Source organism: Defluviimonas sp. SAOS-178_SWC (genome assembly GCF_039830135.1).
In the GTDB taxonomy this organism is placed as follows: Bacteria; Pseudomonadota; Alphaproteobacteria; order Rhodobacterales; family Rhodobacteraceae; genus Albidovulum.
The window spans coordinates 2,991,945-3,017,227 of record NZ_CP156081.1 but is presented as its reverse complement, the minus strand read 5'-3'; the positions used below and the strand labels follow the sequence as shown (position 1 = coordinate 3,017,227).

The 25,283-nt window shown below is 67.3% G+C and carries 31 protein-coding genes; 15 read left to right on the top strand and 16 right to left on the bottom strand.

Going from position 1 to position 25,283, the window contains the following annotated elements:
* Positions 1-222: 222 nt before the first annotated feature.
* From V5734_RS15575 to V5734_RS15555, 5 genes are all read right to left on the bottom strand, one after another.
* A complete protein-coding gene (locus V5734_RS15575) occupies positions 223-435 on the bottom strand; it encodes a hypothetical protein (RefSeq protein WP_347310550.1) in 213 nt (70 codons plus the stop codon).
* Positions 436-507: 72 nt separating this feature from the next.
* Complete coding sequence (locus V5734_RS15570; RefSeq protein WP_347310549.1) at positions 508-2,286, bottom strand: acyl-CoA dehydrogenase C-terminal domain-containing protein; 1,779 nt, start codon at positions 2,284-2,286, stop codon at positions 508-510.
* Positions 2,287-2,307: 21 nt separating this feature from the next.
* Positions 2,308-2,700: a MerR family transcriptional regulator gene (locus V5734_RS15565; RefSeq protein WP_347310548.1), complete on the bottom strand. Its 393-nt coding sequence runs from the start codon at positions 2,698-2,700 to the stop codon at positions 2,308-2,310.
* A gap of 204 nt (positions 2,701-2,904) precedes the next feature.
* Complete coding sequence (locus V5734_RS15560; protein ID WP_347310547.1) at positions 2,905-3,270, bottom strand: MerR family transcriptional regulator; 366 nt, start codon at positions 3,268-3,270, stop codon at positions 2,905-2,907.
* 65 nt (positions 3,271-3,335) lie between these two features.
* Positions 3,336-4,475, bottom strand: coding sequence for a putative manganese transporter (locus V5734_RS15555; protein ID WP_347310546.1), 1,140 nt, complete (start codon positions 4,473-4,475; stop codon positions 3,336-3,338).
* A gap of 110 nt (positions 4,476-4,585) precedes the next feature.
* Between V5734_RS15555 and V5734_RS15550 the strand changes: the two genes are divergently transcribed.
* The 3 genes from V5734_RS15550 to V5734_RS15540 are packed head-to-tail and all read left to right on the top strand — an operon-like array spanning position 4,586 to position 6,844.
* Complete coding sequence (locus V5734_RS15550; protein ID WP_347310545.1) at positions 4,586-5,023, top strand: PaaI family thioesterase; 438 nt, start codon at positions 4,586-4,588, stop codon at positions 5,021-5,023.
* Entirely contained in the window at positions 5,020-5,544 is a 525-nt protein-coding gene (locus V5734_RS15545) for a PaaI family thioesterase (protein ID WP_347310544.1), read from the top strand. The genes V5734_RS15550 and V5734_RS15545 overlap by 4 nt, the downstream gene beginning before the upstream one ends.
* Positions 5,537-6,844 carry an MATE family efflux transporter gene (locus V5734_RS15540; protein ID WP_347310543.1) on the top strand — a complete coding sequence of 436 codons (1,308 nt, stop codon included), beginning with the start codon at positions 5,537-5,539 and terminating at the stop codon, positions 6,842-6,844. Before V5734_RS15545 ends, V5734_RS15540 begins: the two co-directional genes overlap by 8 nt.
* 62 nt (positions 6,845-6,906) lie before the next feature.
* On the opposite strand, the gene arsC is transcribed toward V5734_RS15540, so the two are convergent.
* The 3 genes from arsC to V5734_RS15525 are packed head-to-tail and all read right to left on the bottom strand — an operon-like array spanning position 6,907 to position 8,638.
* On the bottom strand, positions 6,907-7,248 hold the full coding sequence (gene arsC / locus V5734_RS15535; RefSeq protein ID WP_347310542.1) for an arsenate reductase (glutaredoxin): 342 nt from the start codon (positions 7,246-7,248) through the stop codon (positions 6,907-6,909).
* Positions 7,245-8,303 (bottom strand): quinone-dependent dihydroorotate dehydrogenase, encoded by a 1,059-nt coding sequence (locus tag V5734_RS15530; RefSeq protein WP_347310541.1) that lies wholly within the window; start codon positions 8,301-8,303, stop codon positions 7,245-7,247. The genes arsC and V5734_RS15530 overlap by 4 nt, the downstream gene beginning before the upstream one ends.
* The gene (locus V5734_RS15525) at positions 8,300-8,638 is read right to left on the bottom strand and encodes a DUF952 domain-containing protein (protein ID WP_347310540.1); all 339 of its coding nucleotides are present in this window, start codon (positions 8,636-8,638) and stop codon (positions 8,300-8,302) included. The genes V5734_RS15530 and V5734_RS15525 overlap by 4 nt, the downstream gene beginning before the upstream one ends.
* Positions 8,639-8,790: 152 nt before the next feature.
* Between V5734_RS15525 and V5734_RS15520 the strand changes: the two genes are divergently transcribed.
* The 3 genes from V5734_RS15520 to V5734_RS15510 all read left to right on the top strand — a co-directional run bounded on the left by V5734_RS15520 (position 8,791) and on the right by V5734_RS15510 (position 11,795).
* Complete coding sequence (locus tag V5734_RS15520; RefSeq protein ID WP_347310539.1) at positions 8,791-10,317, top strand: bifunctional metallophosphatase/5'-nucleotidase; 1,527 nt, start codon at positions 8,791-8,793, stop codon at positions 10,315-10,317.
* 233 nt (positions 10,318-10,550) lie between these two features.
* The gene (locus V5734_RS15515; RefSeq protein ID WP_347310538.1) at positions 10,551-10,757 is read left to right on the top strand and encodes a cold-shock protein; all 207 of its coding nucleotides are present in this window, start codon (positions 10,551-10,553) and stop codon (positions 10,755-10,757) included.
* A gap of 222 nt (positions 10,758-10,979) precedes the next feature.
* Entirely contained in the window at positions 10,980-11,795 is an 816-nt protein-coding gene (locus V5734_RS15510; protein ID WP_347310537.1) for a class I SAM-dependent methyltransferase, read from the top strand.
* Positions 11,796-11,828: 33 nt separating this feature from the next.
* On the opposite strand, the gene metG is transcribed toward V5734_RS15510, so the two are convergent.
* The 5 genes from metG to V5734_RS15485 form a co-directional block, all read right to left on the bottom strand.
* A complete protein-coding gene (gene metG / locus V5734_RS15505) occupies positions 11,829-13,547 on the bottom strand; it encodes a methionine--tRNA ligase (RefSeq protein WP_347310536.1) in 1,719 nt (572 codons plus the stop codon).
* A 71-nt stretch (positions 13,548-13,618) separates the two neighbouring features.
* Positions 13,619-14,842: an MFS transporter gene (locus V5734_RS15500; RefSeq protein ID WP_347310535.1), complete on the bottom strand. Its 1,224-nt coding sequence runs from the start codon at positions 14,840-14,842 to the stop codon at positions 13,619-13,621.
* Between the two features lie 149 nt (positions 14,843-14,991).
* On the bottom strand, positions 14,992-15,627 hold the full coding sequence (locus V5734_RS15495; protein ID WP_347310534.1) for a sulfotransferase family protein: 636 nt from the start codon (positions 15,625-15,627) through the stop codon (positions 14,992-14,994).
* Between the two features lie 156 nt (positions 15,628-15,783).
* Positions 15,784-16,347: a YceI family protein gene (locus tag V5734_RS15490; RefSeq protein WP_347310533.1), complete on the bottom strand. Its 564-nt coding sequence runs from the start codon at positions 16,345-16,347 to the stop codon at positions 15,784-15,786.
* 40 nt (positions 16,348-16,387) lie between these two features.
* Entirely contained in the window at positions 16,388-17,059 is a 672-nt protein-coding gene (locus tag V5734_RS15485) for an ImuA family protein (protein WP_347310532.1), read from the bottom strand.
* 132 nt (positions 17,060-17,191) lie between these two features.
* Here V5734_RS15485 and V5734_RS15480 point away from each other — a divergent pair, with 132 nt between their 5' ends.
* Positions 17,192-17,626, top strand: coding sequence for a hypothetical protein (locus V5734_RS15480; protein WP_347310531.1), 435 nt, complete (start codon positions 17,192-17,194; stop codon positions 17,624-17,626).
* Positions 17,627-17,712: 86 nt separating this feature from the next.
* Positions 17,713-18,753, top strand: coding sequence for an aldo/keto reductase (locus V5734_RS15475; RefSeq protein ID WP_347310530.1), 1,041 nt, complete (start codon positions 17,713-17,715; stop codon positions 18,751-18,753).
* Between the two features lie 18 nt (positions 18,754-18,771).
* On the opposite strand, the gene V5734_RS15470 is transcribed toward V5734_RS15475, so the two are convergent.
* Complete coding sequence (locus V5734_RS15470; protein WP_347310529.1) at positions 18,772-19,635, bottom strand: helix-turn-helix domain-containing protein; 864 nt, start codon at positions 19,633-19,635, stop codon at positions 18,772-18,774.
* A gap of 100 nt (positions 19,636-19,735) precedes the next feature.
* On the opposite strand from V5734_RS15470, the gene V5734_RS15465 reads away from it, so the two are divergent.
* Genes V5734_RS15465 through V5734_RS15455 form a run of 3 tightly spaced genes read left to right on the top strand, consistent with a single transcriptional unit; the run spans position 19,736 to position 21,762 of the window.
* On the top strand, positions 19,736-19,942 hold the full coding sequence (locus V5734_RS15465) for a DUF2061 domain-containing protein (protein WP_347310528.1): 207 nt from the start codon (positions 19,736-19,738) through the stop codon (positions 19,940-19,942).
* A complete protein-coding gene (locus V5734_RS15460) occupies positions 19,935-20,831 on the top strand; it encodes a fatty acid desaturase (protein WP_347310527.1) in 897 nt (298 codons plus the stop codon). Before V5734_RS15465 ends, V5734_RS15460 begins: the two co-directional genes overlap by 8 nt.
* Before the next feature lie 37 nt (positions 20,832-20,868).
* Entirely contained in the window at positions 20,869-21,762 is an 894-nt protein-coding gene (locus tag V5734_RS15455) for a DMT family transporter (protein ID WP_347310526.1), read from the top strand.
* Between the two features lie 20 nt (positions 21,763-21,782).
* On the opposite strand, the gene V5734_RS15450 is transcribed toward V5734_RS15455, so the two are convergent.
* A complete protein-coding gene (locus tag V5734_RS15450) occupies positions 21,783-22,463 on the bottom strand; it encodes an NUDIX hydrolase (RefSeq protein WP_347310525.1) in 681 nt (226 codons plus the stop codon).
* Positions 22,456-22,854: a DUF983 domain-containing protein gene (locus V5734_RS15445; RefSeq protein ID WP_347310524.1), complete on the bottom strand. Its 399-nt coding sequence runs from the start codon at positions 22,852-22,854 to the stop codon at positions 22,456-22,458. Before V5734_RS15445 ends, V5734_RS15450 begins: the two co-directional genes overlap by 8 nt.
* Positions 22,855-23,030: 176 nt before the next feature.
* Here V5734_RS15445 and V5734_RS15440 point away from each other — a divergent pair, with 176 nt between their 5' ends.
* The 4 genes from V5734_RS15440 to V5734_RS15425 all read left to right on the top strand — a co-directional run bounded on the left by V5734_RS15440 (position 23,031) and on the right by V5734_RS15425 (position 25,280).
* Positions 23,031-23,723 carry an EF-hand domain-containing protein gene (locus tag V5734_RS15440; RefSeq protein WP_347310523.1) on the top strand — a complete coding sequence of 231 codons (693 nt, stop codon included), beginning with the start codon at positions 23,031-23,033 and terminating at the stop codon, positions 23,721-23,723.
* A gap of 105 nt (positions 23,724-23,828) precedes the next feature.
* Positions 23,829-24,413 (top strand): RNA polymerase sigma factor, encoded by a 585-nt coding sequence (locus V5734_RS15435; protein WP_347310522.1) that lies wholly within the window; start codon positions 23,829-23,831, stop codon positions 24,411-24,413.
* Positions 24,406-24,795, top strand: a complete 390-nt coding sequence (locus V5734_RS15430; RefSeq protein ID WP_347310521.1) for a dihydroorotate dehydrogenase — start codon at positions 24,406-24,408, stop codon at positions 24,793-24,795. The genes V5734_RS15435 and V5734_RS15430 overlap by 8 nt, the downstream gene beginning before the upstream one ends.
* 2 nt (positions 24,796-24,797) lie before the next feature.
* On the top strand, positions 24,798-25,280 hold the full coding sequence (locus V5734_RS15425) for a periplasmic heavy metal sensor (RefSeq protein WP_347310520.1): 483 nt from the start codon (positions 24,798-24,800) through the stop codon (positions 25,278-25,280).
* Positions 25,281-25,283: the final 3 nt, after the last annotated feature.

Genomic DNA, 25,283 nt, shown 5'->3' with positions numbered 1-25,283 from the left:
CCACACCCCCGCGGAGTATTTTGGCCAAGAAGAACAAGGATCTGTTAACCAGAATCGGGCGATCTTCGCGGGGCGGTACAGGCAGGAGTGCCGATGACCGCCCAAGGAGAAGTCGCTCCGGACGTGACGAGAAGCACCCCAGGTTTGCGGGCCGGCGTCACGTCCGGGGCGCATCCTCTGCTTCTTCTTGGTAAAAATACTCAATTCCACCCCCTCCACCCCTCACGCCCTGCGGTCTTCGAGCTCAGCCTTGAAGAGCCGGAGCCTGTGGCTCAGGTTGTCGTGATCGACCACGGAGCCGAAATGCTCGAAGAGGAAGGTCAGCGCCTCGTCGGTGGATATGCCGGCCTCGGTGGCGAAGCGGGTGAGGGAGCGGTAGGCGTCGTTCGTCACGGCGACGGGGAAGCGGCGGGTCAGGCGCAGGCGTTTCGGCATCGGTCCTCCGGTGTCGCGGCCGGCCCCCGCGGATCGCGGGGGCCATCCCGTGAGTGTCTCCTCCCCGAGACCTTAGAACGCCTCGGCGGGCAGCGCCATCACGAGGTCGGCACCCGACTGGATGCGGGCGAGATGAGTGGCGGTCATCGGCAGCTGGCGCGCCATGTAATAACGCCCGGTCGCGAGTTTCGTCTCGTAGAACGCCCTGTCGTCGGCACCGTTCACCAGTGCGGCCGTCGCGGCCCTGGCCGAACGTGCCCACATCAGGCCGAGGCAGACATGGCCGAAGAGGTGCATGAAGTCGTAGGACCCCGCGAGCGCGGCGTTGGGGTTCTTCATGCCGTTCTGCATGAAGAACATGCCCGCCGCCTGAAGATCCTTCGACGCGGCCTTCAGCGGATCGAGGAAGCCCTTCTTCAACGCCGCGTCGTCCTCGTTTTCCTTGATGAAACCCTTCACCATCTCGAAGAAGGCGATGACGTGCTTGCCACCGTCCTGCGCGAGTTTGCGGCCGACGAGGTCGAGCGCCTGCACGCCGTTGGCGCCTTCGTAGATCATCGTGATCCGGGCGTCGCGGGCGAATTGCGACATGCCCCATTCCTCGATATAGCCGTGGCCGCCATAGACCTGCTGGGCATTCACGGCCGTCTCGAACCCCTTGTCGGTCAGGAAGCCCTTGATGACCGGGGTCAGGAGCGAGACGAGCCCCTCCGCCGCCGCGTCGCCCGACCGGTGCGCCCGGTCGATGAGGCTCGCGCCCCAGAAGGTGAAGGCGCGGGCGCCCTCCACGAAGCTCTTCTGGTCCATGAGGTTGCGGCGGATGTCGGGATGCACGATCAGCGGGTCGGCCGGGCCCGAGGGGTTCTCGGCGCCGGTCACCGCGCGGCCCTGGAGCCGGTCCTTCGCATAGGCGACCGCGTTCTGATAGGCGGCCGCGCCCTGGGCATAGCCCTGAAGGCCGACCCCGAGCCGCGCCTCGTTCATCATCGTGAACATGTTGCGCATGCCCTTGTGCAGATCGCCCAAGAGGTAGCCGGTCGCGCCGTCGTAGTTCATGACGCAGGTCGCGTTGCCGTGGATGCCCATCTTTTCCTCGATCTTGCCGACCGAGACCGCGTTGCGGGCGCCGAGGGAACCGTCCTCAGTCACGAGGAACTTCGGCACGATGAAGAGCGAAATCCCCTTCGTTCCCTCGCCGCCGCCCGGCGCCTTGGCGAGGACGAGGTGGATCACGTTCTCGCTCAGGTCATGGTCGCCGGCCGAGATGAAGATCTTCTGCCCGGTTATGCTGTAGCTGCCGTCCGGCTGCGGCTCCGCCCTGGTCCGGAGAAGCCCGAGATCGGTGCCGCAATGCGGCTCGGTCAGGTTCATCGTGCCGGTCCAGTCGAGCGCGACCATCTTCGGCAGGTATGTCTCTTTCTGAGCCTCCGTCCCGTGGGCGAGGATCGCCGAGATCGCGCCGTGGGTCAGGCCCTGATACATGTTGAAGGCCATGTTGGCCGAGACGAAGATCTCGCCCACGGCCGTGCCCAATAGGTAGGGCATGTTCTGCCCGCCATATTCCTCGGGCAGGTCGAGGCCGTTCCAGCCGCCTTCCTTCATCGCTGCGAAGGCGTCCTTGTAGCCCTTCGGCGTGTAGACGACGCCGTTTTCCAGCCGGCAGCCCTCGGCGTCGCCCGAGGCATTCAGGGGCGCGAGGACGTCGCGGGCGATCTTGCCCGCTTCCTCCAGGACCGCCGAGGTGAATTCGGGTTCGAGGTCGCCATAGCCGGGCACGTCGCTTGCCGCGACGTTCAGCACCTCGTTCAGGACGAACTGCATGTCGCGGATCGGCGCGGTGTAACTCGGCATGGTCTGGTCTCCCTCGTAATCTCAGGCTGCGGTCTGGTTGGCCTCGGCCAGCGTCTTTTCGCCCAGCAGGATCTGCTCGCCGAGTTCGGCGATCGTCGTGTCGAGATCGTCGCGCTGGCGCTGCATCTCGGCAAGCCGCTGGCGCGCCACCTCGATGGCCCGCGTCATCTGCGTCCGTTCCCGGTCGCCAAGATCGTAAAGGTCGAGGATCTGGCGGATATCCTCAAGGCTGAAACCGAAGCGCTTGCCGCGCAGGATAAGCTTCAGGCGCCCGCGGTCGCGGCGGGTAAAGAGCCGTTTCTGTCCCTCGCGGACCGGCGACAGAAGCTCCTTCGATTCGTAGAACCTCAGCGTGCGCGGGGTCACATCGAAGGCATCGCACATCTCGCGAATCGTCATTACATCATCACTCAAGAATTGCCCCTCCATGGGTTGTCCTAACGTCATGGCCGGGCAAAATGGCGTTTCCCCGGCACCTTACAAGCGAAGGTGACGCGCACGTCAGCGTAACGTGGCGTCACGGCGGGGATGACGTAATGTCCGTAATGGGTGACGCAGGGTCAGCGACATTTTCTGTCCCGGCGAAGCGGACGTCGCTTGGCGTTGACCGTTCCCGGATCAGAGCGACTCGGCGGTCTGGTCGCGCAACGCCTTCAGGTCCCGGATGGTTTCGTCCAGCTGCGTGCGCTGCTTCTCCAGCTCCTCAAGCTGCCGGTTGGCGAGGTCGATCCAGACGAGATACTGTTCCCGCGTGCCCTTCTGGTTGTAAAGCAGAAGCCACTGCCGGATTTCTTCCAGGCTGAAGCCGAAGCGCCGGCCGCGCAGGATCAGCGTCATCCTGGCGAGTTCGCGCGGCCCGTAGAACCGGGCGCGGCCTTCCTTGATGGGCGACAGAAGCTCGATGTACTCGTAATAGCGCAGCGTTCGCGGCGTCACGTCGAAACGTGCGCACATGTCCTTGAAGCTGAGCGGTTCGTCGGCCATCGCGATCCTCCTTCGCGAAACCTAGCCGCAGAGGCGGACGTGCACAACTCGCTTGGCGCGGCCGATCAGTTCAAAAACCCCGGCGCGAAGAGGTACAGCCCATAAGCGACGATCAGGGCCGGGATGGTCGAGAAGACCGTCGCCATGATCGCCGCGCGCGGGGCCAACGCAATCGCCGGAAAGAGCGCGTCGCCGTCGTTCGAGATGGCGTTGGCGGCGAGGGCGGAGAAGGGGATCGCGCCATTGACGTACAGGGTCGCGACAAGAACCTGCGGGCCACAGCCGGGAATGAAGCCGATCGCGGCGCCGATCAGCGGCAGGACCGGGGCGATGCTTTGAAAGAGCGCCTTGAGGTCGAGTCCGGCATAGGCAGCGGTGAAATCGTACGCGAGATAGGCGATGACGACCCAGACCGAGATGAACGACGTTTCCTCGGCCATCCGGGTCACGGGGCCGTCGGCCGGATTGGTCATCGCCGAGACGGGCGAGGCGGCCCAGATCGCGAGGCCGGTGAAGATGCCCGCAAGCGCGATCCATGCGACCGGCACGCCAAGCACATCATCAAGGGTGACGCCGCCAATCTGCGCGGCACCGACGGCGAGGCCCGGCAGGGCGGCGGCGAGATAGGCGAGGTCGCGCGCCCTGAGCGCGCCGATCCGGGGGGCGATCTCGCAGGACGCCCCGTTGGGCCGGTAGTCCACCGTGACGAAGCGGTCGATCAACCATCCGGTGAGGATGCCGACCGCGAACTGTGTCGGCAAGAGGATCAGCGCCGTGTCCGGCCGCGTCGCGATGAGGAGGAAGGCCGCGTCGCCCATCGTCGCCGTGAGCGTCGCGACAACGGCCCCGAAACTGACCTTGCCCGAGGCATAGGCCGCGACGACGACGACGGCGCCGCCGCAGCCCGGTGTCGCGCCGAGAAGGGCGGCAATTGGCACCTGCATGATCCGCGCCCGGCCCATCGCGGTGCCCATGTCGAAGCGGAAGAGCTTTTCCAGCCCGTAGAACATCAGGAGCGTCGCTGCGACGAAAGCCGAAACCTGCACGAAGGCGTCCTGCATCAGGCCGCGCGTCAGTGCGCCGAGATCGCCCGGCGCCAGCGCCAGCGCCGCCAGCACGGAGACGAGCAGCAGCCGGCGGGGCCGAAATGGTCCGGGGCGGGCGGCGTCGAGAGGGGCAGGGATCGTTTGGGTCAGGTCCGACATCGTCATCCGTTGTGCAATTAAGAATAAGTCGCAAATGCAGAAGTTAGCACTTGCGGTCGATTTGGCAAGGGCCAATAAATCGGCCGGTCTTCGAAGGCGGGAACAGGGTGATGGACGACAGGAAACTCAACGCCGCACGACAGTTCGTCGAGGCGATCCCGCATTCCCGGGCGCTGGGCATGATGCTGGATACGCTGGAGGATGGAGTGGCGGTCATCTCGATGCCCTATGACGCGCGCTTCGTCGGCGATCCGCAGACCGGAGTGATCCATGGCGGAGCCGTCTCGGCGCTCATGGATACGTGCGGTGGGGCGGCGGTGATGAGCCATCCGACCGGTGTCGCCGGAACCGCAACCATCGACCTTCGGATCGACTACATGCGTCCCGCACGACCGGGCGACCGGATCACCGCGCGGGCGGAATGCTATCACGTCACCCGTTCCGTCGCCTTCGTGCGCGCGACCGCGCATGACGCCGACGCCGACCGGCCCGTGGCGACCGCGACCGGGGCCTTCACGCTCGAACGCGCGCCGGAGACGAAGGCATGAGCCCGCGTCCGAAGCCCGAACCCGTGCAGGTCGTGAAGGAGCGTCGCGACGCCGCGCTGAAGGCGCTGGTGCACGGCGTGCCCTATATCCAGTTTCTCGGCATCGAGTTCGACCGGCGCGGCGACGAGTTGACGGCGCTTCTTCCCTTCGACGACAAGCTGATCGGCAATCCGCTTCTGCCGGCGATCCACGGCGGGGTGACGGCGGCCTTCCTCGAAGTCACCGCGATCATCGAGCTGAGCTGGTCGCTGATCTGGGAAGAGATGGAGAGCGGCCGGCTCGATCCGCGCAAGCTCGATCCGACGCATTTGCCGCGGCTGCCGAAGACGATCGACTTCACTGTGGACTACCTCCGGACCGGCCTGCCGCGCGATGCCTATGCGCGGGCCCGGGTCAACCGGTCCGGCCGGCGCTATGCCAGCGTCCATGTCGAGGCGTGGCAGGACAACCGCTCCAGGCTTTTCGCGCAGGGGACCGGGCATTTCCTCATGCCGGAGCGGGACGCCGCGCCGAATGGATGAGATTACCCACCGGCGGGTCCTGAGGATCGCGCTGCCCATCGTTCTGTCGAATGCCACGGTGCCGCTTCTCGGCGCCGTCGATACCGGCGTGATCGGCCAGATGGGGCAGGCGGCGCCGATCGGAGCGGTAGGGGTGGGCGCAGTCATGCTCGCCTCGATCTACTGGATCTTCGGGTTCCTGCGGATGGGCACGTCGGGCCTCGTGGCCCAGGCGCATGGCGGGAAGGACCCGGCCGAGTCCGGGGCGATCCTGATGCGGGCGCTGATGATCGGTGTCGCGGCGGGCCTTGTCTTCCTTCTGTTGCAGGCGCCCCTCTTCAAGGCCGCCCTGGCCCTGGCGCCCGCCTCGGCCGAGGTCGAGGCGCTGACGCGGGATTACCTCGTGATCCGGATCTGGGGGGCGCCCGCGACCATCGCGCTCTATGCCGTCACCGGCTGGCTGATCGCGGTCGAACGCACGCGTGGGGTGCTCGTCCTGCAACTCTGGATGAACGGGCTGAACATCGCGCTCGATTTCCTGTTCGTCCTCGGCTTCGGCTGGGGCATCGAAGGCGTCGCCACGGCGACGCTGATCGCGGAATGGACCGGGCTGGCGCTCGGTCTCTGGCTCTGCCGGCCGGCCTTCGCGGGTGGGCAGTGGCACGACTGGGCGCGGGTCTTCGACCGGGCACGGATCGCGCGGATGATGAAGCTCAACGGCGACATCATGATCCGCTCGGTGATCCTGCAGGCCTCGTTCACCACCTTCGTCTTCCTCGGCGCGCGCCACGGCGACGTGACGCTGGCGGCGAACCAGGTGCTGCTGCAATTCCTCGAAATCGTCGCCTACGGGCTCGACGGGTTCGCCTTTGCAGCGGAATCGCTCGTGGGGCAGGCGGTGGGCGCGCGGTCGGCCCGTTCGGTGCGCCGCGCCTCGGTGGTGACGAGCCAGTGGGGCGCCGTCGCCGCCGTCGCGCTCGGACTCGGCTTCTGGATCGCGGGGCCGGCCCTCATCGACCTGATGACGACCGAGCCGCAGGTGCGCCTGGCGGCGCGCGAGTTCCTGCCCTGGGTCGTGCTGGCGCCGCTGATCGGCATCGCGAGCTGGATGTTCGACGGCATCTTCATCGGAGCGACGCTGTCGCGCGAGATGCGCATCGCGATGCTGACCTCGGTCGCGGTCTACGTCGTGGCCCTTTTCATGCTGCCGGGAGCCTACGGGAATCACGGGCTCTGGGCGGCGCTGATGGTGCTGAATCTTGCGCGGGGGGCGACAATGGCCGTGCTTTACCGTCGGGCGGAACTGGCGGCCGCGGGGTAGGGGGCGCTGCCCCTGCGCCGACTTCACGGCGCTCCCCCGGGATATTTCGTGCAAGATGAAGGTCAGAAGAGGTCGAGCACGGCCTCGGGCGGGCGGCCGAGCCGCGCGCGGTTGCCGTGGCGGACGAGCGGCCGTTCGATGAGCGCGGGATGCGCGGCCATCGCGGCGATGAGCGTGTCCTCGTCGATGTCGCGGGTCAGACCAAGCTCCCTGAAGAGCGCGTCGCCGGTGCGCGCGAGGGCGATGGCGGGCATTCCGAGGGCGGCGAGGGCCGCGCGGATCTCGACCACTGAGGGCGGATCCTGAAGGTAGAGGCGGACATTCGGTTCGATGCCCCGCGCGGTCAGCAGCGCCAGGGTCTCGCGCGATTTCGAACAGCGTGGATTGTGCCAGATCGTGGTCACAGCCAGTCCTTTCGTCCGGTGCCGACGGCGTCGGCGACATAGGCGAAGCCGTCGCGGGCGAGGAGCGCGTCGAGTTCCTTCGCGATCCCGGTGACGAGGGAAAGGCCCTGATAGACCATCGCCGAGTAAAGCTGCACCGCCGAGGCGCCGGCGCGGATCTTGGCATAGGCCGTATCCGCCGAACCGACGCCGCCGACGCCGATGAGGGGCAGGCGGCCTTCTGTCAACGCCGACAGCCGGGCAAGAACGCGGGTGGATTTGTCGAAGAGCGGCGCACCGGACAGGCCGCCCGCTTCGTCCCGGTGGCGGCTTTTCAACCCGTCGCGGGAGAGCGTCGTGTTGGTGGCAATGACCGCGTCGATGCCGGAGGCGAGGGCCACGTCGGCCACGTCGGCAAGTTCGGCCTCGGATAGGTCCGGGGCGATCTTGAGGAAGACCGGGATTCTCCGCTCCAATCCGTCGCGGGTGTCGATCACGCCGGCAAGAAGCGCCGAAAGCGCAGCCTTGCCCTGAAGTTCGCGCAACTTCTCGGTATTCGGCGAAGAGACGTTGACGGTTGCGAAATCGACATGGGGTCCGCACACCGAGAGAACCGTCCGGAAATCGGCGGCGCGGTCGGAGGCATCCTTGTTCGCGCCAAGATTGATGCCGACCGGGACGGACCTTTGAAGGCCGGAAAGTCGGCGGGCGATCGCCTCGGCGCCGTCGTTGTTGAACCCGAAGCGGTTGATGACGGCGCGGTCCTCGGTCAGGCGGAAGAGGCGGGGCCTGGGATTGCCGGGCTGCGGGCGCGGGGTGGCGGCGCCAAGCTCGATGAAGCCGAAGCCGGCCCGGGTGAGGGCGCCCGCCGCCTCGGCGTTCTTGTCGTAGCCGGCGGCGAGGCCGACAGGGTTGGGCAGGCGAAGGCCCGCAACAACCGTCGCGAGGCGCGGCGTGGTGAATGGGCCCGGCAGCGGCGCAAGACCCGCGCCGAGCGCCTTCAGCGAAAGCCCGTGCGCGACTTCGGGATCGAGCCGGTGGAGCGCGCAGAGGCCCGCGCGTTCGACAAGGTTCACAGCACGCCCTCGGGGAAGATATGGCCGGTGGCGCCGAGCGGCAGGGACTTGTCCCAGACAACCTCGTCAAGGCGGAGGCGCCGATAGAGATGGGGGAAGAGGGCGCCGCCGCGCGACGGTTCCCATTTCAGCGCCGGGCCGAGCCTGTCGCTTTCGAAGGCGACCAGAACGAGGTCGCTTTCCGTGGCGAAATGTTTAGCGGCGGTCTCGGCCAGCTGCGGCGCGGTCGAGAAATGGATGAAGCCGTCGGCGAGATCGACCGGCGCGCCAGCGGTTTCGCCAGCGGCGCGGAACGCATCCCATTCGGGGCGGCGGAGGATCTTGAAGACCAGCATGGCGCTCTCATGCCCCGCGCGTTGCTCCGGGTCAATGCCGGAGCTTGCGGCGCCTCTTCATATGTTCCGCCGAGTCGCGTTCGAATGACTTTGACTCGTGCCCGGAGAGGTCGCAGTCTCTCGGGATAAAGATCCAGCAGGAGATTGAACGAATGACCATCCGTATTCGAAGATTTGCCGCCATGCTGCTGAGCGCGAGCATTCTGGGCGTCGGCGCCATCGGCGCGGCCGAGGCCGAAACCGTGAAGCTGACGATCCTTGGTGTCGGTGACGCCTATGCCTTTGCCGACGACAACGGACGTGGCGGTTTCGCCCGCCTCAATGCCGTCGCGAAGGCGGAGCGCGCGGCCAATCCGAACACGCTTTATGTGTTCGACGGGGACATGCTGTCGCCGTCTCTGCTGTCAGGCTTCGACAAGGGGCAGAACACCATCGACCTGACCAACCTCGAACCGTTCGACATCGCCGTGCCGGGCAACCATGAGTTCGATTTCGGGCCGGAGAACTTCTTCGAGAAGATGAAGGCGTCGAAATATCCCTGGGCGGCGGTCAACATCACCAACGCGGACGGCTCACCGATCGAGGGCCTCGGCGGCGTCATGATGAAGGAGGTCGGCGGCCTCAAGGTGGCGCTGGTCCCTGTCGCCCAGGATACGACGCCCGAGACGTCGAGCCCCGGCGACCTGAAGTTCCTGTCGACTGCCGACACCGGCATCGCCGCCGCGCGGCAGGCGCGCGAGGATGGGGCCGACATCGTCGTCGGCGTGGTCCAGGCCGATGTCGCCAACGACCGCAAGCTGATCGCGAGCCATGCCTTCGACGTGATCATGTCGGGTGACGATCACTCCTATGCGACGGCCTATGACGGCGTGACCGTCTATGTGGAGACCTCGATGGACGCGCGGTTCCTGTCGCCCGTTGACCTGATGGTCGAGATCGGGGCGGACAAGGACGGCAAGCGCACGATCGACTGGATACCTTCGTTCCGGTTCATCGACACGGCGGCCGTGACGCCCGACCCCGATACGCAGGCGATGGTCGACCAGTTCACGACCAAGCTCGACGAGAGCCTGAACGTCGAGATCGGCACCACCGACGTGCCGCTCGATTCCCGTCGCAATGTCGTCAGGGCGGAGGAATCGGCGGTCGGCAACCTGATCGCCGACGCGATGCGCGCGGCGACCGGGGCGGATATCGGGCTGACCAACGGCGGCGGCATCCGGGCCGACCGGACCTATGACGCCGGCACCGTCCTGACCCGCCGCGACGTCCTGACCGAACTTCCCTTCGGCAATGTCACGGTGGTGACGGAGCTTCCGGGCTCGCAGATCCTCGCGGCGCTCGAAAACGGGGTCAGCCAGGTGGAGAAGGGGGCGGGGCGTTTCCCGCAGGTCTCCGGCATGACCTTTGCCTTCGATCCCTCGGCCCCCGCCGGGTCGCGGGTGTCCGAGGTGATGGTCGGTGGCGCGCCGCTCGAGATGGACAAGGTCTACAAGGTCGCGACCAACGACTACATGCTTGGCGGCGGCGACGGTTACGGCGCGCTCGGCGGAGGCAAGGTGATCATCAATGCCGGGAATGGCAACCTCATGGCCAATGACGTGATGGATTACATCGCCGCGGCCGGAAAGGTCACGACCGGGGTCGAGGGCCGGATCAAGAACCTCGGCGCGAACTGACCGTTCGGTGGTCAAAGCCGGCGCGGCCCTTGCCCAGGGGCCGCGCCTTTTGCCGCTGAAAAGGCCGGAAACGCCGATGTTCCTTGCTTTTTCGAAGTTTCGGGCCCATATGGAGCGCGCGACGTTACCTCTATCGACCGCTGTCTCCGTTCTCGGCCTCAGTTCTTCGATTGCTGACTGACTGCGCCGGGCCGCCACGCTGTGTGGGCGGTGACATGACAGGAGATATCACGATGGCGACTGGCTCCGTGAAATGGTTCAACGCTACCAAAGGCTTCGGCTTCATCGCTCCCGACGGGGGCAAGAAGGACGTGTTCGTTCACATCTCGGCGCTTGAGCGCGCCGGCATCCGCGATCTGAAGGACGGCCAGAAGGTCACCTTCGACATCGAAGCTGGCCGCGATGGCCGCGAGTCGGCGACGAACCTCGCGCTCGCCTGATTTCAGGCTGATCGGAATTCGGAAAGGGGCGGGGCGAAAGCTCCGCCCTTTTCACGTGATGGCGCGGGTGTGGATGCTGTCATGTCCGGGTATGTTTCGCGTAGCTTTTCCGTAGCTACAGACCGCACTGCGGAGCGAGCAGGCGGAAAGGGCGCCGCTCCGTCCGAAGTCCCGTCGCGGCGGATTTCGTGTTAGACTTCCGTTTTGCGAAAGGGGGGCGCCATGACGGTCGACACCATGGGCGACGGCCCGACGCGGTTTGCCAGCCGCTATGAGACGGTTCTGGTTCCGGTCATCTTCCGGCCCTGGGCACGGGAGCTGATCCGCCGGGCAGACCCTCGGGACGGAGAGCACATCCTCGATCTGGGCTGCGGCACCGGCGTTGTCACGCGCGAGGTCGCCGCCGCCGGGGCAAGGCCGGGAAGCCTGACCGGTGTCGACTACAACGGCGACATGCTGGCAGAGGCCCGCGCGCGATCCGAGGAGGCGGGCGTCGAGGCGACATGGATTGAGGCGGACGCCGCTGAGTTGCCGGTGCCCGACGACTGTTTCGACGTCGCCTTCTGTCAGCAGGCCTTCCAGTTCTTTCCCGATCGCCCCGCCGCCCTCGGTGAGCTGCGTCGGGTCATGCGGCCCGGCGGGCGGGTGGCGTTCTGCGTCCAGACCGGGATCGCGGAGAATCCCCAGCTTCGGGCGCAGGCGGAAACGCTGGAGAAACACGTCGGCCCCGAGGCCGGGGCGGCGGTGCGGGCGATCTGCGGCCTGCCGGACGGGGGGGTGATCCGGGGGCTTTTCGCGGATGCCGGGTTCCGGGATGTCGCGGTGGAGAAGGTCAGCCTGACGCTCTACCACCCAGACGGGCGGGCCTTCGCCGAAGGCGCGATGGGTGGCATGCATACCGGCGACAAGCTGTCGAAAAGCACCGAGGCCGCCCGCGCAGCCGCTATAGCCGATTTTCTGGCCGGGCTCGGCGGCGGCTACGACGGCACCGCGATCCGCTTCCCGCATGTCTCGAACGTGGTGACGGCGCGGGCCTGAGGCGCGGGGCCTGGACGAAAGGTATATCCCGCCTTAAGTCCGAACGCCCGCGAACCGCTTCTGCCAGTCCTCGCGCTCCTCGTCGGCGATCTTGGCGAAGAGGACCTCGGGCGTCTCGAAGGCGTGGCCGGGTTCCAGGACGGTCAGCGCTTCGGCGACGGGGCCGGGCCAGGTGCGGTCGTCGGTCTTCATGCCGGCGAGCATCTTGGCGCTGGCATCCGGGATGAAGGGTTCCGACAGGATCGCGTAGAGGCGGACGAGGTTCAGCGACAGGCGCACCATCGCGGCGGCGGCCTCCGGGTCGGTCTTGTGGACGGTCCAGGGCGCGGCGGATTGCAGGTATTCGTTGCCGGCGGCCCAGATCGTGCGAAGCTCGGTCGCGGCCTTGCGGATGTCCATCGCCTCCATATGCGCCTCGTAGGCGCGGGTGCGGGTCTCCAGCTCGTCGATCAGGGCAAGGGCGCGATCATCGAGCGTGCCGCCCTCCGGCACCGCCTCGCCGTATTTCGAGCGGCAGAACTTGGTGATACGGCTGACGAAGTTGCCGAGGACGTCGGCGAGATCCTTGTTGACGCTCGCCTGGAAATTTTCCCAGGTGAACTCGCTGTCGGAGCTTTCGGGGGCATGGCTCAGAAGCCACCAGCGCCAGTAATCGGCCGGCAGGATCGACAGTGCCTGATCCATGAAGACGCCGCGTCCTTGCGAGGTGGAGAACTGGCCGCCATCATAGTTCAGGTAGTTGAACGACTTGATGTAGTCGACAAGCTTCCACGCCTCGCGCGATCCCATGATCGTCGCGGGGAAGGAAAGCGTGTGGAAGGGCACGTTGTCCTTGCCCATGAATTCCACATAGGTCACGTCCTCCGCGCCCCTGTCGGTCCGCCACCAGCGCTGCCAGGCGTCATCGGACAGCCCGTTGGCGTCGGCCCATTCCGCTGTCGCGGCGATGTACTCGATGGGCGCGTCGAACCAGACATAGAACACCTTGCCGTCCATCCCCGACCACGGCGCGCCGTCGAATTGAACGGGCACGCCCCAGGAGAGGTCGCGGGTGATGCCGCGGTCTTGCAAGCCTTCGCCGTCGTTCAGCCATTTCCTGGCGATGGAGGTGGTGAGGACCGGCCAGTCGGTCTTGCTGTCGATCCAGTCCGAGATCTCGCCCTTCAGCGCCTTCTGCCTGAGGTAGAGGTGCCTGGTCTCGCGCACCTCGAGCTCGGTCGAGCCGGAGATGGCCGAGCGCGGGTTGATGAGGTCGGTCGGGTCGAGCTGCTTGGTGCAGTTCTCGCACTGATCGCCGCGCGCCCTGTCGTAGCCGCAATTGGGGCAGGTGCCCTCGATGTAGCGATCGGGCAGGAAGCGGTTGTCGGCGACGGAGAAGACCTGTTTCTCTGTCACTTCCTCGATGAAGCCGTTTTCCGCAAGCCGCTTGGCGAAATGCTGGGTGAGGGCGCGGTTGCGCGCACTCGACGAGCGGCCGAAATGGTCGAAGGAGAGGCGAAAGCCCTTGGCGAGGTCCGACTGCACCTGCCACATTTCGGCGCAATACTCGGCCACCGGCTTGCCGGCCTTGGCGGCGGCAAGCTCAGCCGGGGTGCCGTGTTCGTCGGTGGCGCAGATGAACATCACCTCATGCCCGCGCATGCGCATGTAGCGCGCGTAGAGATCGGCCGGGAGCTGCGAGCCCACCAGATTGCCGAGGTGCTTGATGCCGTTGATGTAGGGGATCGCCGAGGTGATCAGAATCCGGGACATATGCGCGCCTTTTCGTGCCGTTGGCGCCGATTTAGCGGCTTTGTCGGGGAAGGGCCAGAGGCTTGGCGGTCTCAGCGGTCGTCGCGCGCACGGCCGAAGAGCCGGCCGCCAAGGAAGGACGTCCGGGGCGTGTAGACATAACGCGTGCGCGCCGAGGGCGCGGGCCGGCTCCACATCCTCAGTAGGCCGAAGCCGATGAGAAGGAGGTGGGCGAGCGCGATGAAGGTGAACATCGCGGAGGCGCCGAACGCGTCGATCAGCGTCGACGCGATGAGCGGCGAGGCGATGGCGCCGATCGCGTAAAGGAACATCAGCGCCGCCGACAGCTCCACCCGCTCGGCGCTGTCGGCGAAGTCGTGGGCGTGGGCGGTGGAGATCGAATAGACGGGCAGGGTGGCGGCGCCGAAGAGCGCGGCGGCGAGGAAGACCGGGACGGTGCCCATGCCCGACAGGCCCACGGTCAGTGCGCAGGCGGCGATCCCGGCGCCGGAAATCGCGATGAGAACATGACGGCGGTCGTATTTGTCGGCGAGCCAGCCGATGGGGAACTGCACCAGCGCCCCGCCGAGAACATAGGCCGCGAGAAAGAGCGCGATCATGTCGGCCGAAAGCCCGACCTCGATCCCGTAGATCGGGCCGACCATGCGGAAGGCCGCCGAGGTGATGCCCGAGACCACGACCCCCAGCGAGGCGAGCGGCGAGCGGGCCCAGGCGAGGCCGGGGCGGAGCCGGGGCGCGGGCGGCATGTCGGGCTGTTCCGCCTTGCTGACCGTGACGGGCAGGAGCGCCGCGCAGCAGAGGATGGCGAGGAGGTTGTAGGAGAAATAGGTGGCCGGGCTCAGGATACCGATGACGAGCTGCGCGCCGAGCGAGCCCGTCGTGTCGACGATCCGGTAGATCCCCATCGCGCGGCCCCGCGTCTCGTTCGTGACCTTGGCCTGGAGCCAGGCCTCGATGATCGTGTAGCAGCCGGCGACGCAGAGGCCCGAAAGCATGCGCAGGAGCGCCCAAGCATAGGGATGGACGATCATCATGTGCGCGATGAGCCCGATCGTTCCGGCGGCGGTGAAGGCGGCGAAGGCGCGGGAATGGCCGACCGCGCCCATCAGCCGTGGCGCCCACCAGCAGCCGATGAAGAAGCCGAAGAAATGCGCTGAGCCGAGGGTGCCGATCTCGGCCTTCGAGAAATCCAGCGCCACGCCCGAAAGCGCGTCGAGCGGCGCCACGCCGCCGGTGCCGAGTTGCAGGAAGATGACCGAGAGGAAAAGGGCGGCGAAGGAGATCAGGAGGCGCATGGCGTGTCGGGCTGTTGGATCACCGCAACCATGTCGCCTGCGTGCGGGAATGCCCAGCCGTATTCGCAGGTTTGGTCCGATTTCCACCCGGGGCTGGCCGCGTTGCCGCGCCCGGATGTGCCAGAGCGCCTGCGGCAAGGGTCGTGCCGTCAGGCGGGCTCGCCGCCCAGAACCTCCCAGAAGTCGGCGCGCAGGTTGTGGTGGGGGAAGGGTTCGTCCGGAACGTCAACGTCGAGGAACGCACAAAGCGGTCCCCAACCCTCGGCCACATCGAAGACGAGGAGGCGTTCGGGTGGCAGCGCCTCGCGGACGTCTTCGGTGCGGCGGCGGAAGGCGGTGAGGCCGATTTCCCTGTCGTTCAGGATGCCGCCGAACGTGCCCTTGCCGGCCAGATCGTTCCATGCCGAGAGGATGTCGCGGATGTGTGGCGGCAGCGGCAGGTCCTCGTACCGGGCCATCAGCTTGCCGATGGTCTTGTCGAAGCTCGCCCACCAGGTCTCTTCCGGGCGGACGGTGTGGACGACCTTCGCATCTGGAAAGGCCCCGGCCAGTTCGCGCCAGACATGCGCCCCGGGCCAGTCCACCTGTGAGGTATAGCCGGCAAAGACGGTTTCCCAATCCACATCGCCGCCGGCCGCGAGGGTCTGCCAATGGACAACCTGACCGGGGTTTTCCACGATCTCGTGCATGTGATGGCAGTGGCCGAAGCCCAGCCGTTCGAGAGCCGCCTTCAGGCTTTTCGTACCGGTCCTGCCGAACCCGGAGCCGATGACTTGAAGTGCCATGTCGTGTCCCTCTTCCCGTTGTCGATCGAGTGTCCTCCCGCCGCTGTCGTTTGCATAGGGATTTTTGCGATCCGGTGGTGTGCCGTCGACAACCCTGTCCCGCCCGTTGGAGCCGATCCTAAGTTAGCCCGGAGGACGGGAAGCCGGCGGCGCGGCCTATCCCGCGCGGCGGATATGGGCGAGGATCTTCAGCCGCACCTGGTCGCCGACGAGGTGGGCGAAACCCGTGGCGCCGAAGGCCGACCGGCTGACCGCGCCGGTCAGCAGGATCTTCAGGTCGTCGCGTTCGACCGGATCGCTGCCTGGCGGGCGGTAGAGAACCGCGTCGAGCACCGCCTCGTGGCTGATGCCGCGAATCGTGAGGCGGCCGGTGATCTCGGCGCCGGTATCGGTGGGGCGGACCGAGGTGCTCTCGAACCGGATCTGGGGATGGTCCCTCGTCGCCAGCACGTCCTCGCCCTTCATCGCCTGGGTGGCGAAGGGAATGTTGGCGCGCGCCGCCGCGGCATCGAGCGTGACCTCGACATGGCTTGCCGCGACGCGGTCGAAATCGAGTGCGAGGGTGATGTCGGCGACCGGCATCTGGCCACGGATCGGGGTCTGGCCGAAATCCGCCTCGAACCCGACGGTGGAGCCGGCGGCGTCGTAGTGGTAGCGGATCGGCGCGGCGACCGCCGGAGAGGCCGCCGCGAGCATCAGGGCGAGGAGGAGGGGGCGCATCGGCGATCTCCGGCCGGCGCGGTGCCGGACAGCGTTCAGACTATACCCCTCCGGCCGCTGCGGCGGTCATTTCCGCGTGATCGTCCGCCCCGGTGCTTCGGATCCGGGCGAGGGTGAAGCCCGGCCGGTCGTCGCAGGCGGCGAGCATCCAGCTGCCCGGCGGATCGCTGCGGGCGCGCAGCAGGTCGAGCTGCCAGCGCGTCGTGTCTTCCCCATGCCGGGGCAGGAGGCGCCAGCGGCTTTCGACGCCCTGCGCCCCGCCGTCGCCGGGGGTCAGCATCAGCCCGGTCGGGATGACGCGCCCCTCCTCGGCGCCGGTTTCGGCGGCGAGTTGCAGCCGCCGCACCGGGGTGAGGCGCGGCGGTTCCGGCAGTTCGGCGACGACGAGCGCCGTGGCGCCGCCGCGCAGCGCCTCCTCGAAGCACCACAGGAGGTCTTCGGGCCGGCGCGGAGTGACGAAGATCAGCCGCCCCGGTTCGATGATCGAGACGACGCCTTCGGGAAAGAGCCGGTCCGGCAGCCAGCCGGGCCGCAGCCAGAGCACCGGCCCCTCCGTTCCCCGCGCCGCCATCAGCGCCAGCGTGCGGCGGGCCGGACCACAGAATTCGTGCACCCTGGCCCGCGCCAGCGAGAGCGCGCCGAGGAAAGGCAGCCCGGCACGGGGGCGGCGCTGGTGGCGCGAGATGATCTGGGCAAGGGCGTGAGTCGGCATGGGGCGAGTATAGTATGTTCCCTTTATGTTCTCAATCGTGCAAGTGCCCGTCGTTCGTGCGGCACGCAGGAAATTCTCGACAGGTAGAAATATTCGAATAACACTATGATCACGTCGAACAGGGAGGAAACCATGAAACGACCCGTACTCGCCTTTCTTGCCGTGATGGCCAGCGCAACCGCTTCGTTCGCGGCCGGCGTCACCCACCATATCGCGCTCCATATCTCTCAGGACGATCCGGCGGTGATGAACATGGTGCTGAACAACGCACAGAACGTCTCCGCCTACTACGCCGAGCAGGGGGACGAGGTGGACATCGAACTCGTGGCCTACGGTCCCGGTCTCAAGATGCTCGTCGACGGGACGAGCCCGGTGGCCGACCGCATCTCTGCGATGTCGCTGGAGATCCAGCACATGACCTTCGCGGCCTGCGCCAACACGCTCGCCGGGATGGAAAAGAAGGCCGGGCACCCGATCAAGCTGATGAGCGAGGCGACCGTCGTTCCGTCGGGCGTCGTGCGCCTCGTGGAGCTTCAGGAGCTCGGCTACGCCTATGTGAGGCCCTGACCGGGACCGGCGGGCCGTCGCCGTCGCGCCTTGCCCCGGTCGCCTGAAGCGTTAGGGTGCGGCCGGGAAGCAAGGGATGGGATGCGATGAAGCGCGTGACACTCGGGGCCGACGGGCCGTCGGTATCGGCTCTTTGCCTCGGGACGATGACCTGGGGCAACCAGACGCCGGAGGCAGAGGCGCATGCCCAGATCGACATGGCCGCCGAGCGCGGCATCAATTTCATGGATACGGCCGAGATGTATCCGGTCAATCCGGTGCGGGCCGAGACGATCGGGCGCACCGAGGAGATCATCGGCAACTGGATCGCGAAGGGCGGCCGGCGCGACGACTGGGTGATCGCCACGAAGATCGGCGGCGAAGGCGGTATGGCACGCGGCGGCGAGGAGATCACCGGCGCCTCGATCCGGCGCGAGATCGAGGCGGCATTGACGCGGCTCCGCACGGATTATGTCGATCTTTACCAGTTCCACTGGCCGAACCGGGGCAGCTACATGTTCCGGCAGAACTGGGGCTTCGATCCGCGCAAGCAGGACCGCGCGGCGATCCTCGCCAACATGGCGGAATGCCTGGAGACGCTGGCCGCACTGAAATCCGAGGGCAAGATCCGCGACTGGGGCCTGTCGAACGAAAGCACCTGGGGGCTCTCGCAGTGGCTGAGGCTGTCCGGAGAGGGGCTCGGCCCGAGGCCGCTGTCGGTTCAGAACGAATACTCGCTCCTCTGCCGCCTCTACGACACCGATCTGGCGGAGCTCGGCCATAACGAGAAGGTCACGCTTCTGGCGTTCTCGCCGATGGGGGCGGGGCTTCTGACCGGGAAATATGCCGGCGACGTGATCCCGGCCGGGTCGCGGCGCGAAGGCAACGCCGCACTTGGCGGCCGGATCACGCCGCGGGTCTGGGAGGCGGTCTCGGCCTATCTCGGCATTGCCAGCCGCCATGGCCTCGACCCTGCGCAGATGGCGGTGGCCTGGGTGATGACGCGGCCGTTCCCGGTCGTGCCGATCTTCGGGGCGACGACTTTGCCGCAACTCGAAAATGCGCTGGGGGCTGCTGATGTCGTGCTTTCCGACGAGGTTCTGGCCGAGATCGCGGAGGCGCACAAGGCGCATCCGATGCCGTACTGACGCCGCGATCGGCCGCGGCTAGAGGCCGTTTTGCCGCGCGAGGTCATCGAGAAAGGTCGGGAAGTCGCGGGCGCCAAGCTCGGCCTCGCGCACCAGCCAGTCGAAATGCGCCGAAAACCCGGTCACCCGCGCGCTGTCGCGGAAGGCGATGTAGTGGCGGCCGAGATAGAGCACGGCAAGGAGCGGGCCGAAGATCGTGACCGGCGCCGAAAAGACCCGGCGGGCGTCGAAGACGTAGATGCGCAAGGCCGGGTAGAGCTGCCGGTAGAGATCGCGGAGCCGCGCTATCTGCGCGGAGCGGATCGCCGCAGGCAGGTCGCGATAATAGCCCTCGGCGCGCGCGAAGGATTCGATCTCGTGGCTCGGCAGGGCGATCTCGTAATCCGAGCCTGACCGGGCCATCAGGCCAAGACGGTCCTCCGAGGCGCCGATCGCCTGTTCGGCGGTGCGGCCAAGCTGCGGTTCGTATTCCCAGCGCAGCATGTCGCGGGTCTTGAGCATGTCGGGCAGCGTCGCGGGCACGTGGCGGATCTTGTAGCCGGCCGCTTCCTGATGCCAGCCAAAGATCGTCTCGTCGATCAGCGCGCGCGGCGCCTCGGTCATGGTGAGCGAGGTGGCGAGAAGGTCCGCAAGCCGTTCGGGCCGCTCCGTCAGCCCCAGAAGCCAGTCGGCCGAGACGCCGAGCGCGGCGGCGCATTCCGCCACGACCTGCGCGTTCGGCAGCCGCGCGCCCTGACCGGTCAGAAGCTGCGAGACGGTCGAGCGGTCGACCCCGACCTCGCGCGCAAGGCCGCTCTGGGTCATGGCTTTCTCGGCCATCGCCTGGCTCAGCCGGTCACGGAACAGGCCGGCGCGATCGCGTTTGTCGACATTTCCACTCATATGGTTAATAAAATCACATTTGCTGACAAATGTTAATCATATTCGGAATTCGCAATGCCGCCCCGTTCGGCTTAGCTGACGGAAGGGGAAAGGGATGTGAATGGATACGGGTAAACGGACGGTTTTGAAGGCGATTTTGTGGAATGCGCTCGGGCTGACCTCGATGGCCCTTGTCGGATTTCTGATGACTGGATCGCTCGCCTTGGGCGGCGCGATGGCTGCCATCAACACCGCCGTCGGGTTCACGAGTTACATCCTCTACGAACGTGTCTGGGCGCGGATCTCCTGGGGGCGGTCGCATGGCTGAGCGGCGCCCGGCGGTCGAATGGCCAACGCTTCTCTTGCTGATCGCCTGCTACGCGGTCTGGGCGATGGCGACGACAGTTCTTTCCGCCTTCTGGTTGCCCTTGGGCGTCGTGGCGCTGGTCCTGTCGGTGGCGCTGCATTCCTCGCTTCAGCACGAGGTGCTGCATGGCCACCCGTTCCGGTCGCGGATGCTGAACGAGGCGCTGGTCTTCCTGCCCCTCGGCCTTTTCTTTCCCTACGGGCGGTTTCGCGACCTGCACCTCGCGCATCACCGGGACGAGAGCCTGACCGACCCCTATGATGATCCGGAATCGAACTATCTCGACCCGAAGGTCTGGGCGCGGCTGCCGGGATGGTTGCGGCTGATCCTGAGGGCGAACAACACGCTCCTTGGCCGGATGGTCCTCGGTCCCGCGATCTCCGTCGCCGCGGTGCTGCGGAGCGACGGGCGGGCGATCCTTGGCGGCGACCGCGCCATCGCCCGCGACTGGGCGCTGCACGCGGCGGGGCTGGTTCTGGTGGGCCTTTGGATCGCTGCGACGGCGATGCCGGTCTGGGCCTATTTCGTCGCGGCCTATGCGGGGATGTCGATCCTGAAGATCCGGACGTTCCTCGAACACCGGGCGCACGATCTGGCGCGTGGCCGCACCGTCATCGTCGAGGATCGCGGGCCGCTCGCCTTTCTCTTCCTCAACAACAACCTCCATGTGGTTCATCACGCCAAGCCGGGCGTGGCCTGGTACCGGCTGCCCGCGCTTTATGCCGCGAACCGCGAGGAGTTCCTGCGCCGGAACGAGGGGTATCGCTATGCCTCCTACGGCGAGGTGTTCCGCCGGCATTTCCTCACCCCGAAAGACCCGGTTCCGCATCCGCTTCGCCCGGGGAACTGAGCTTCCCTCCGCGTCTTGCGCGTGACAGAAGGGGCCGATGAGTCTCTGGGTGATCTTCACACTGGCCGCCGCCGCCATGCAGACGGTGCGCTTCATGCTGCAAAAGCAGCTGAAAGGCGCGGGCCTGTCGACGGGCGGCGCGACGTTCTCGCGCTTTCTCTTCGCCGCGCCGATCGCCTGCGTGCTGGCGGCGCTGGCGCTCGCCGCGACGGGCGAGGCCCTGCCGGTCCCGGGGCCGGGGTTCTGGGCCTATGTCTCGCTCGGTGCCGCCGGCCAGATCGTCGCGACCTTCCTGACGGTGGCGCTTTTCGCGATGCGGAATTTTGCCGTCGGCGTGGCCTTCACCAAGACCGAGACGGTGCAGGTCGCGCTCTTTTCCGCCGTCCTGCTCGGCGAAGCGGTGAGCCCGCTCGGCTGGGCGGCGATCGGCATCGGCCTTGCCGGCGTTCTGATGCTGTCGCGGGGAACGGAAGCGGGGGCCACGCTGTTCGGACGTGCCGCCGCGTACGGCGTGCTGGCCGGTGGCCTCTTCGGGCTTTCGGCCATCGGGTACCGGGGCGCGACGCTAGCGTTGATGCCGCTGCCGTTCTTCCTTCGCGCGCTTCTCGCGCTGGCGGCGGCGACCGTCCTGCAAACCCTCGCGATGGGCCTCTGGCTGATCTGGCGCGAGCCCGGCGAGATCGCCCGCGTGCTGGCGCGTTGGCGGCGGACGGTCTTCGTGGGCATTACCGGCATGCTCGGCTCGCTCGGCTGGTTCGCGGCCTTCTCGTTGCAGAACGCGGCCTATGTGCGCGCCCTCGGTCAGGTGGAGATCGTGTTCACCCTCGTCGCCTCGGCTTTGGTCTTCCGCGAGCGGCTCGCGCTCCGCGAGGGCCTGGGCATCGCGCTGGTCGTGGCCTCGGTGGTCGTCATCGTCCTCAGCTTCGGCTGATCGCCCGGCGCTGGGTCGGCTCACTCGATGTGGCGGAAGACCGGATCGGGCCCGGAATTGTCGAAGAAAGGCACGACCTCGGGCGCGCCGCCGCGCGCCAGAAGGGCCGCAACCTCGCCGAGGACGACTTCGGTGATGAAAGGAAGGTTGAGGCGGCGCGCCTCGGATATCGGCACCCAGTGGAGATGACTGAGTTCGTCCGAGGCACGGCTGAAATCGTCCGGATCTCCGACGAGCTTGCCCGCATCGGCAAGGAAGAACCGCGCGTCGAACCGGCGCGGCCGGCCGGCTGGCGTGATCGCGCGGAAGACGAAGGAAAGGGGGGAAGCGGTCGGCAAGAGACCGGTTGCGGCGAAGTCGTGCCAGTCGTCGGGCGCAGGGATCGGCCAGTCGCCCGGCGCGCCGAGCAGGAGCCCGGTCTCTTCCCACAGTTCCCTTACTGCCCCGGCCGCCAGCGCAGGGGAAAGACCGGACGGAGCGTCGATTTCGAGGCGCCTGGTGCAGGCCGGTGCGAGCGGGGCCGCGAGCGGAACCGTCGCATCTCCGGGGTCGATGGCGCCGCCGGGAAAGACGTATTTGTTCGGCATGAAGGCCGCGCCCGCGCCGCGTTGCCCCATCAGGATCGCGGGCGGGCCGGAATCGTGACGGACGAGAAGCACCGTCGCGGCATCGCGTATCGGCACGGCGGCCGGATCAGCCATCGATCTGGCCACCGAAGCCGTGCATGCGCTTGGCCCACTGGATCGCCACGATCACCCCCTTGAGCCGGGGCAGGAGGAAGAGCGACAAGGACACGCAGCCGACGGCGAAAACGCTCGACATGACAATCGGATCGGGCCGCCAGGTGACGAAGGCCCACATGATGAGCGGCGCCATGAGGTGGCCGACGATGAGGATCGTGAGATAGGCCGGCCCGTCATCGGCGCGGTGGTGATGCAGGGCTTCGCCGCAGGCGGGGCAGGTCTCGCGCACCTTCAGGTAGCCTTGCAGGAGCCGGCCTTCGCCGCAGGACGGGCAGCGTTTGCGCCAGCCGCGCCACATGGCGGGGCGCATGGCGCGATCGTCTTCGGGTTCGAATGTGGCATCGGTCATGGGCGTCTCCTGTTCCCGGCGATGTAGCACCGAATTCCCTCGTTGCAAAAGGCCGGGGAGCTGGAAATGCGAAAATGTCGCGATTTCGGTGCATGCGGCGACGGAATGCCGTGGCTTGCGCGTTGAACAATCAGATGGCGGGCGATCCGCCTGAGCGAAACCGAAAGGAAGAACAGATGGCTTCGAAACCTCTTCTCGCGGCAATTGCCCTCTCGCTTGGTGCGGCAGCGCTTGCGGCGCCGACTGCGCTTTCCGCCTTCGATCGGAACAACCGCATGGGCGGCATGATGGGCGGTCAGTCGATGGGCGGAATGATGGGTGCGCCGTGGGGCGGCTTCGATTTCGCCGCAGTGGACACCGATGGCGACGGCAAGATCACCGAGGCCGAGCTGTCCGCCTATCGGCAGGCCCATGTCGCTGGTGTCGATGCCGATGGCGACAACATGATTTCGGCCGAGGAACTGTCGGCGCGGATGATGGCCCAGATGCAGGCGCGGGCGGACGAGATGGCCAAGGCCCGGATCGCGGCGCAGGACGTCAACGGCGACGGCAAGCTCAGCGTCGAGGAGCTTCTCGCCCCGCCGATGGTCGGGCAGCTGTTCCAGCGGCTCGATACCGATGGTGATGGCGCCGTCAGCGAGGACGAGATCGCCGCCATGCGTGACCGGATGGGCGCGATGGGCGACCGGCAAGACGGGCAGCGGGGCGAGCGGCAGGGCCGGATGGGGCGTGGACACGGCCATGATGATGATCATGGCTGGATGGGTGGCCATATGGGGCAATACGGCGGCCATCCCGGCATGCAGGGTCATCCGATGATGGACGGCTTCGGTGGCGGCTGGGGCAACGGGTTCGGGTGGGATCAGTGATCCCCAGCCTGCCCGGCACGGGAATCTCCGGGGCGTGGTCGCTTGACCGCCCCGGAGATTTCCCGTTTGCCGGCCGGGGCCTTCCGGTTTAGGCCTCATGGAACAATGGCCATGGCCCTCGACGCGCAGGACGATCCATCCGACGACACGCTCCTGGCCCTTTACGGGCAGGGCGACAGGGCGGCTGCGCGGACCTTGGCCGAACGACTTGCGCCTTTGGCGTTCCGGGTCGCGCAGCGGATGCTCCGCGATCCGGCCGAGGCCGAGGACGTGGCGCAGGAGGCGATGCTGAGGCTCTGGCGCGCGGCGCCGGGCTGGCAGGCGGGGGCGGCGAAGGTCTCGACCTGGCTTTACAGGGTCGTGGTCAATCTCTGCACCGACCGGCTGCGGCGGCGGCGGAGCGTGCCGCTTGACGACGGGCCCGAACCCGAGGACGGACGGCCGGGTGCCGACGAGGGGCTGATCGAGGCGGACCGCGCCGCCGCCCTCGACGCCGCGCTCCAGACCCTGCCGGAGCGGCAGCGCGAGGCGGTGGTGCTGCGCCACCTCGAAGGCCTCGCGAACCCGGAGATCGCGGAGATCATGGGCGTGGGCGTCGAGGCGGTCGAAAGTCTGACGGCGCGGGGAAAGCGTGGATTGGTGCAGGCGCTGGCGGGGCGGCGCGCGGAACTGGGGTATGGCGATGGCTGATCTGGATCGGGGTGACGACTTCTTGGAAGGCTGCTTCCGCGCCGCGCGGGACGCCGGGCCCGTGCCCTCCGGGGCGCTGATGGCGCGCATTCTCGCGGATGCGGAGGCCGAGATGCCGCGCGCCTCCGCACCGCAGCCGCTGCCCCGGCCGGCAGGTAAAGGCGGCGCTATGATGTCCTGGCTTGCCGCGGCCTTCGGGGGCTGGCGCGGGATCGGCGGGCTGGCGACCGCGACGGTGGCCGGCCTCTGGCTCGGCTATGCGGGGCTCGATGATCCCGCCCTGCTGACCGGGGGCCTATGGGGTGACGACGGGGCGAATGCGACGGTTGAACTTATGCCGGGGGCGGAGGTCTTCGCGCTGGCTGCCGGATGGGAGGGATGAGAATGGCGGATGCCGATGGAAGCAAGGCGAAGCCGGGCGGGCGCTGGATGATCTGGGCGCTTATCGCGTCGCTCGCCGTCAACCTGTTTGTCGTGGCCACGGTGGTCGGCGCAGGCATGCGCCATCATCGGATGCCGCATGGCGACGTGCGGGACGTGGGCTTCGGCCCCTTCACCGAGGCGCTGACGCGCGAGGATCGCGCGGCCTTGCGCGATGCCTTCATCGCGGCGGCGCCCGACTTCCGCGACGCCCGCCGCGCGGCCGAAGCCAACTTCGACCGTCTTGTCGCGTCCCTGCGCGCCGATCCCTGGGACCGGACCGCGACCGAGGCGGTTCTGGCCGAGCGGGGCGCGCGCACGTCCGAACGGATCGAGCTTGGGCGGCGGCTTCTGGTCGAGCGTCTGGCGGCGATGACGCCGGAGGTGCGGGCGGCGCTCGCGGACCGGATCGAGGCCGCGGCCGCGCGCGGCTGGCGGAAGAACTAGGCG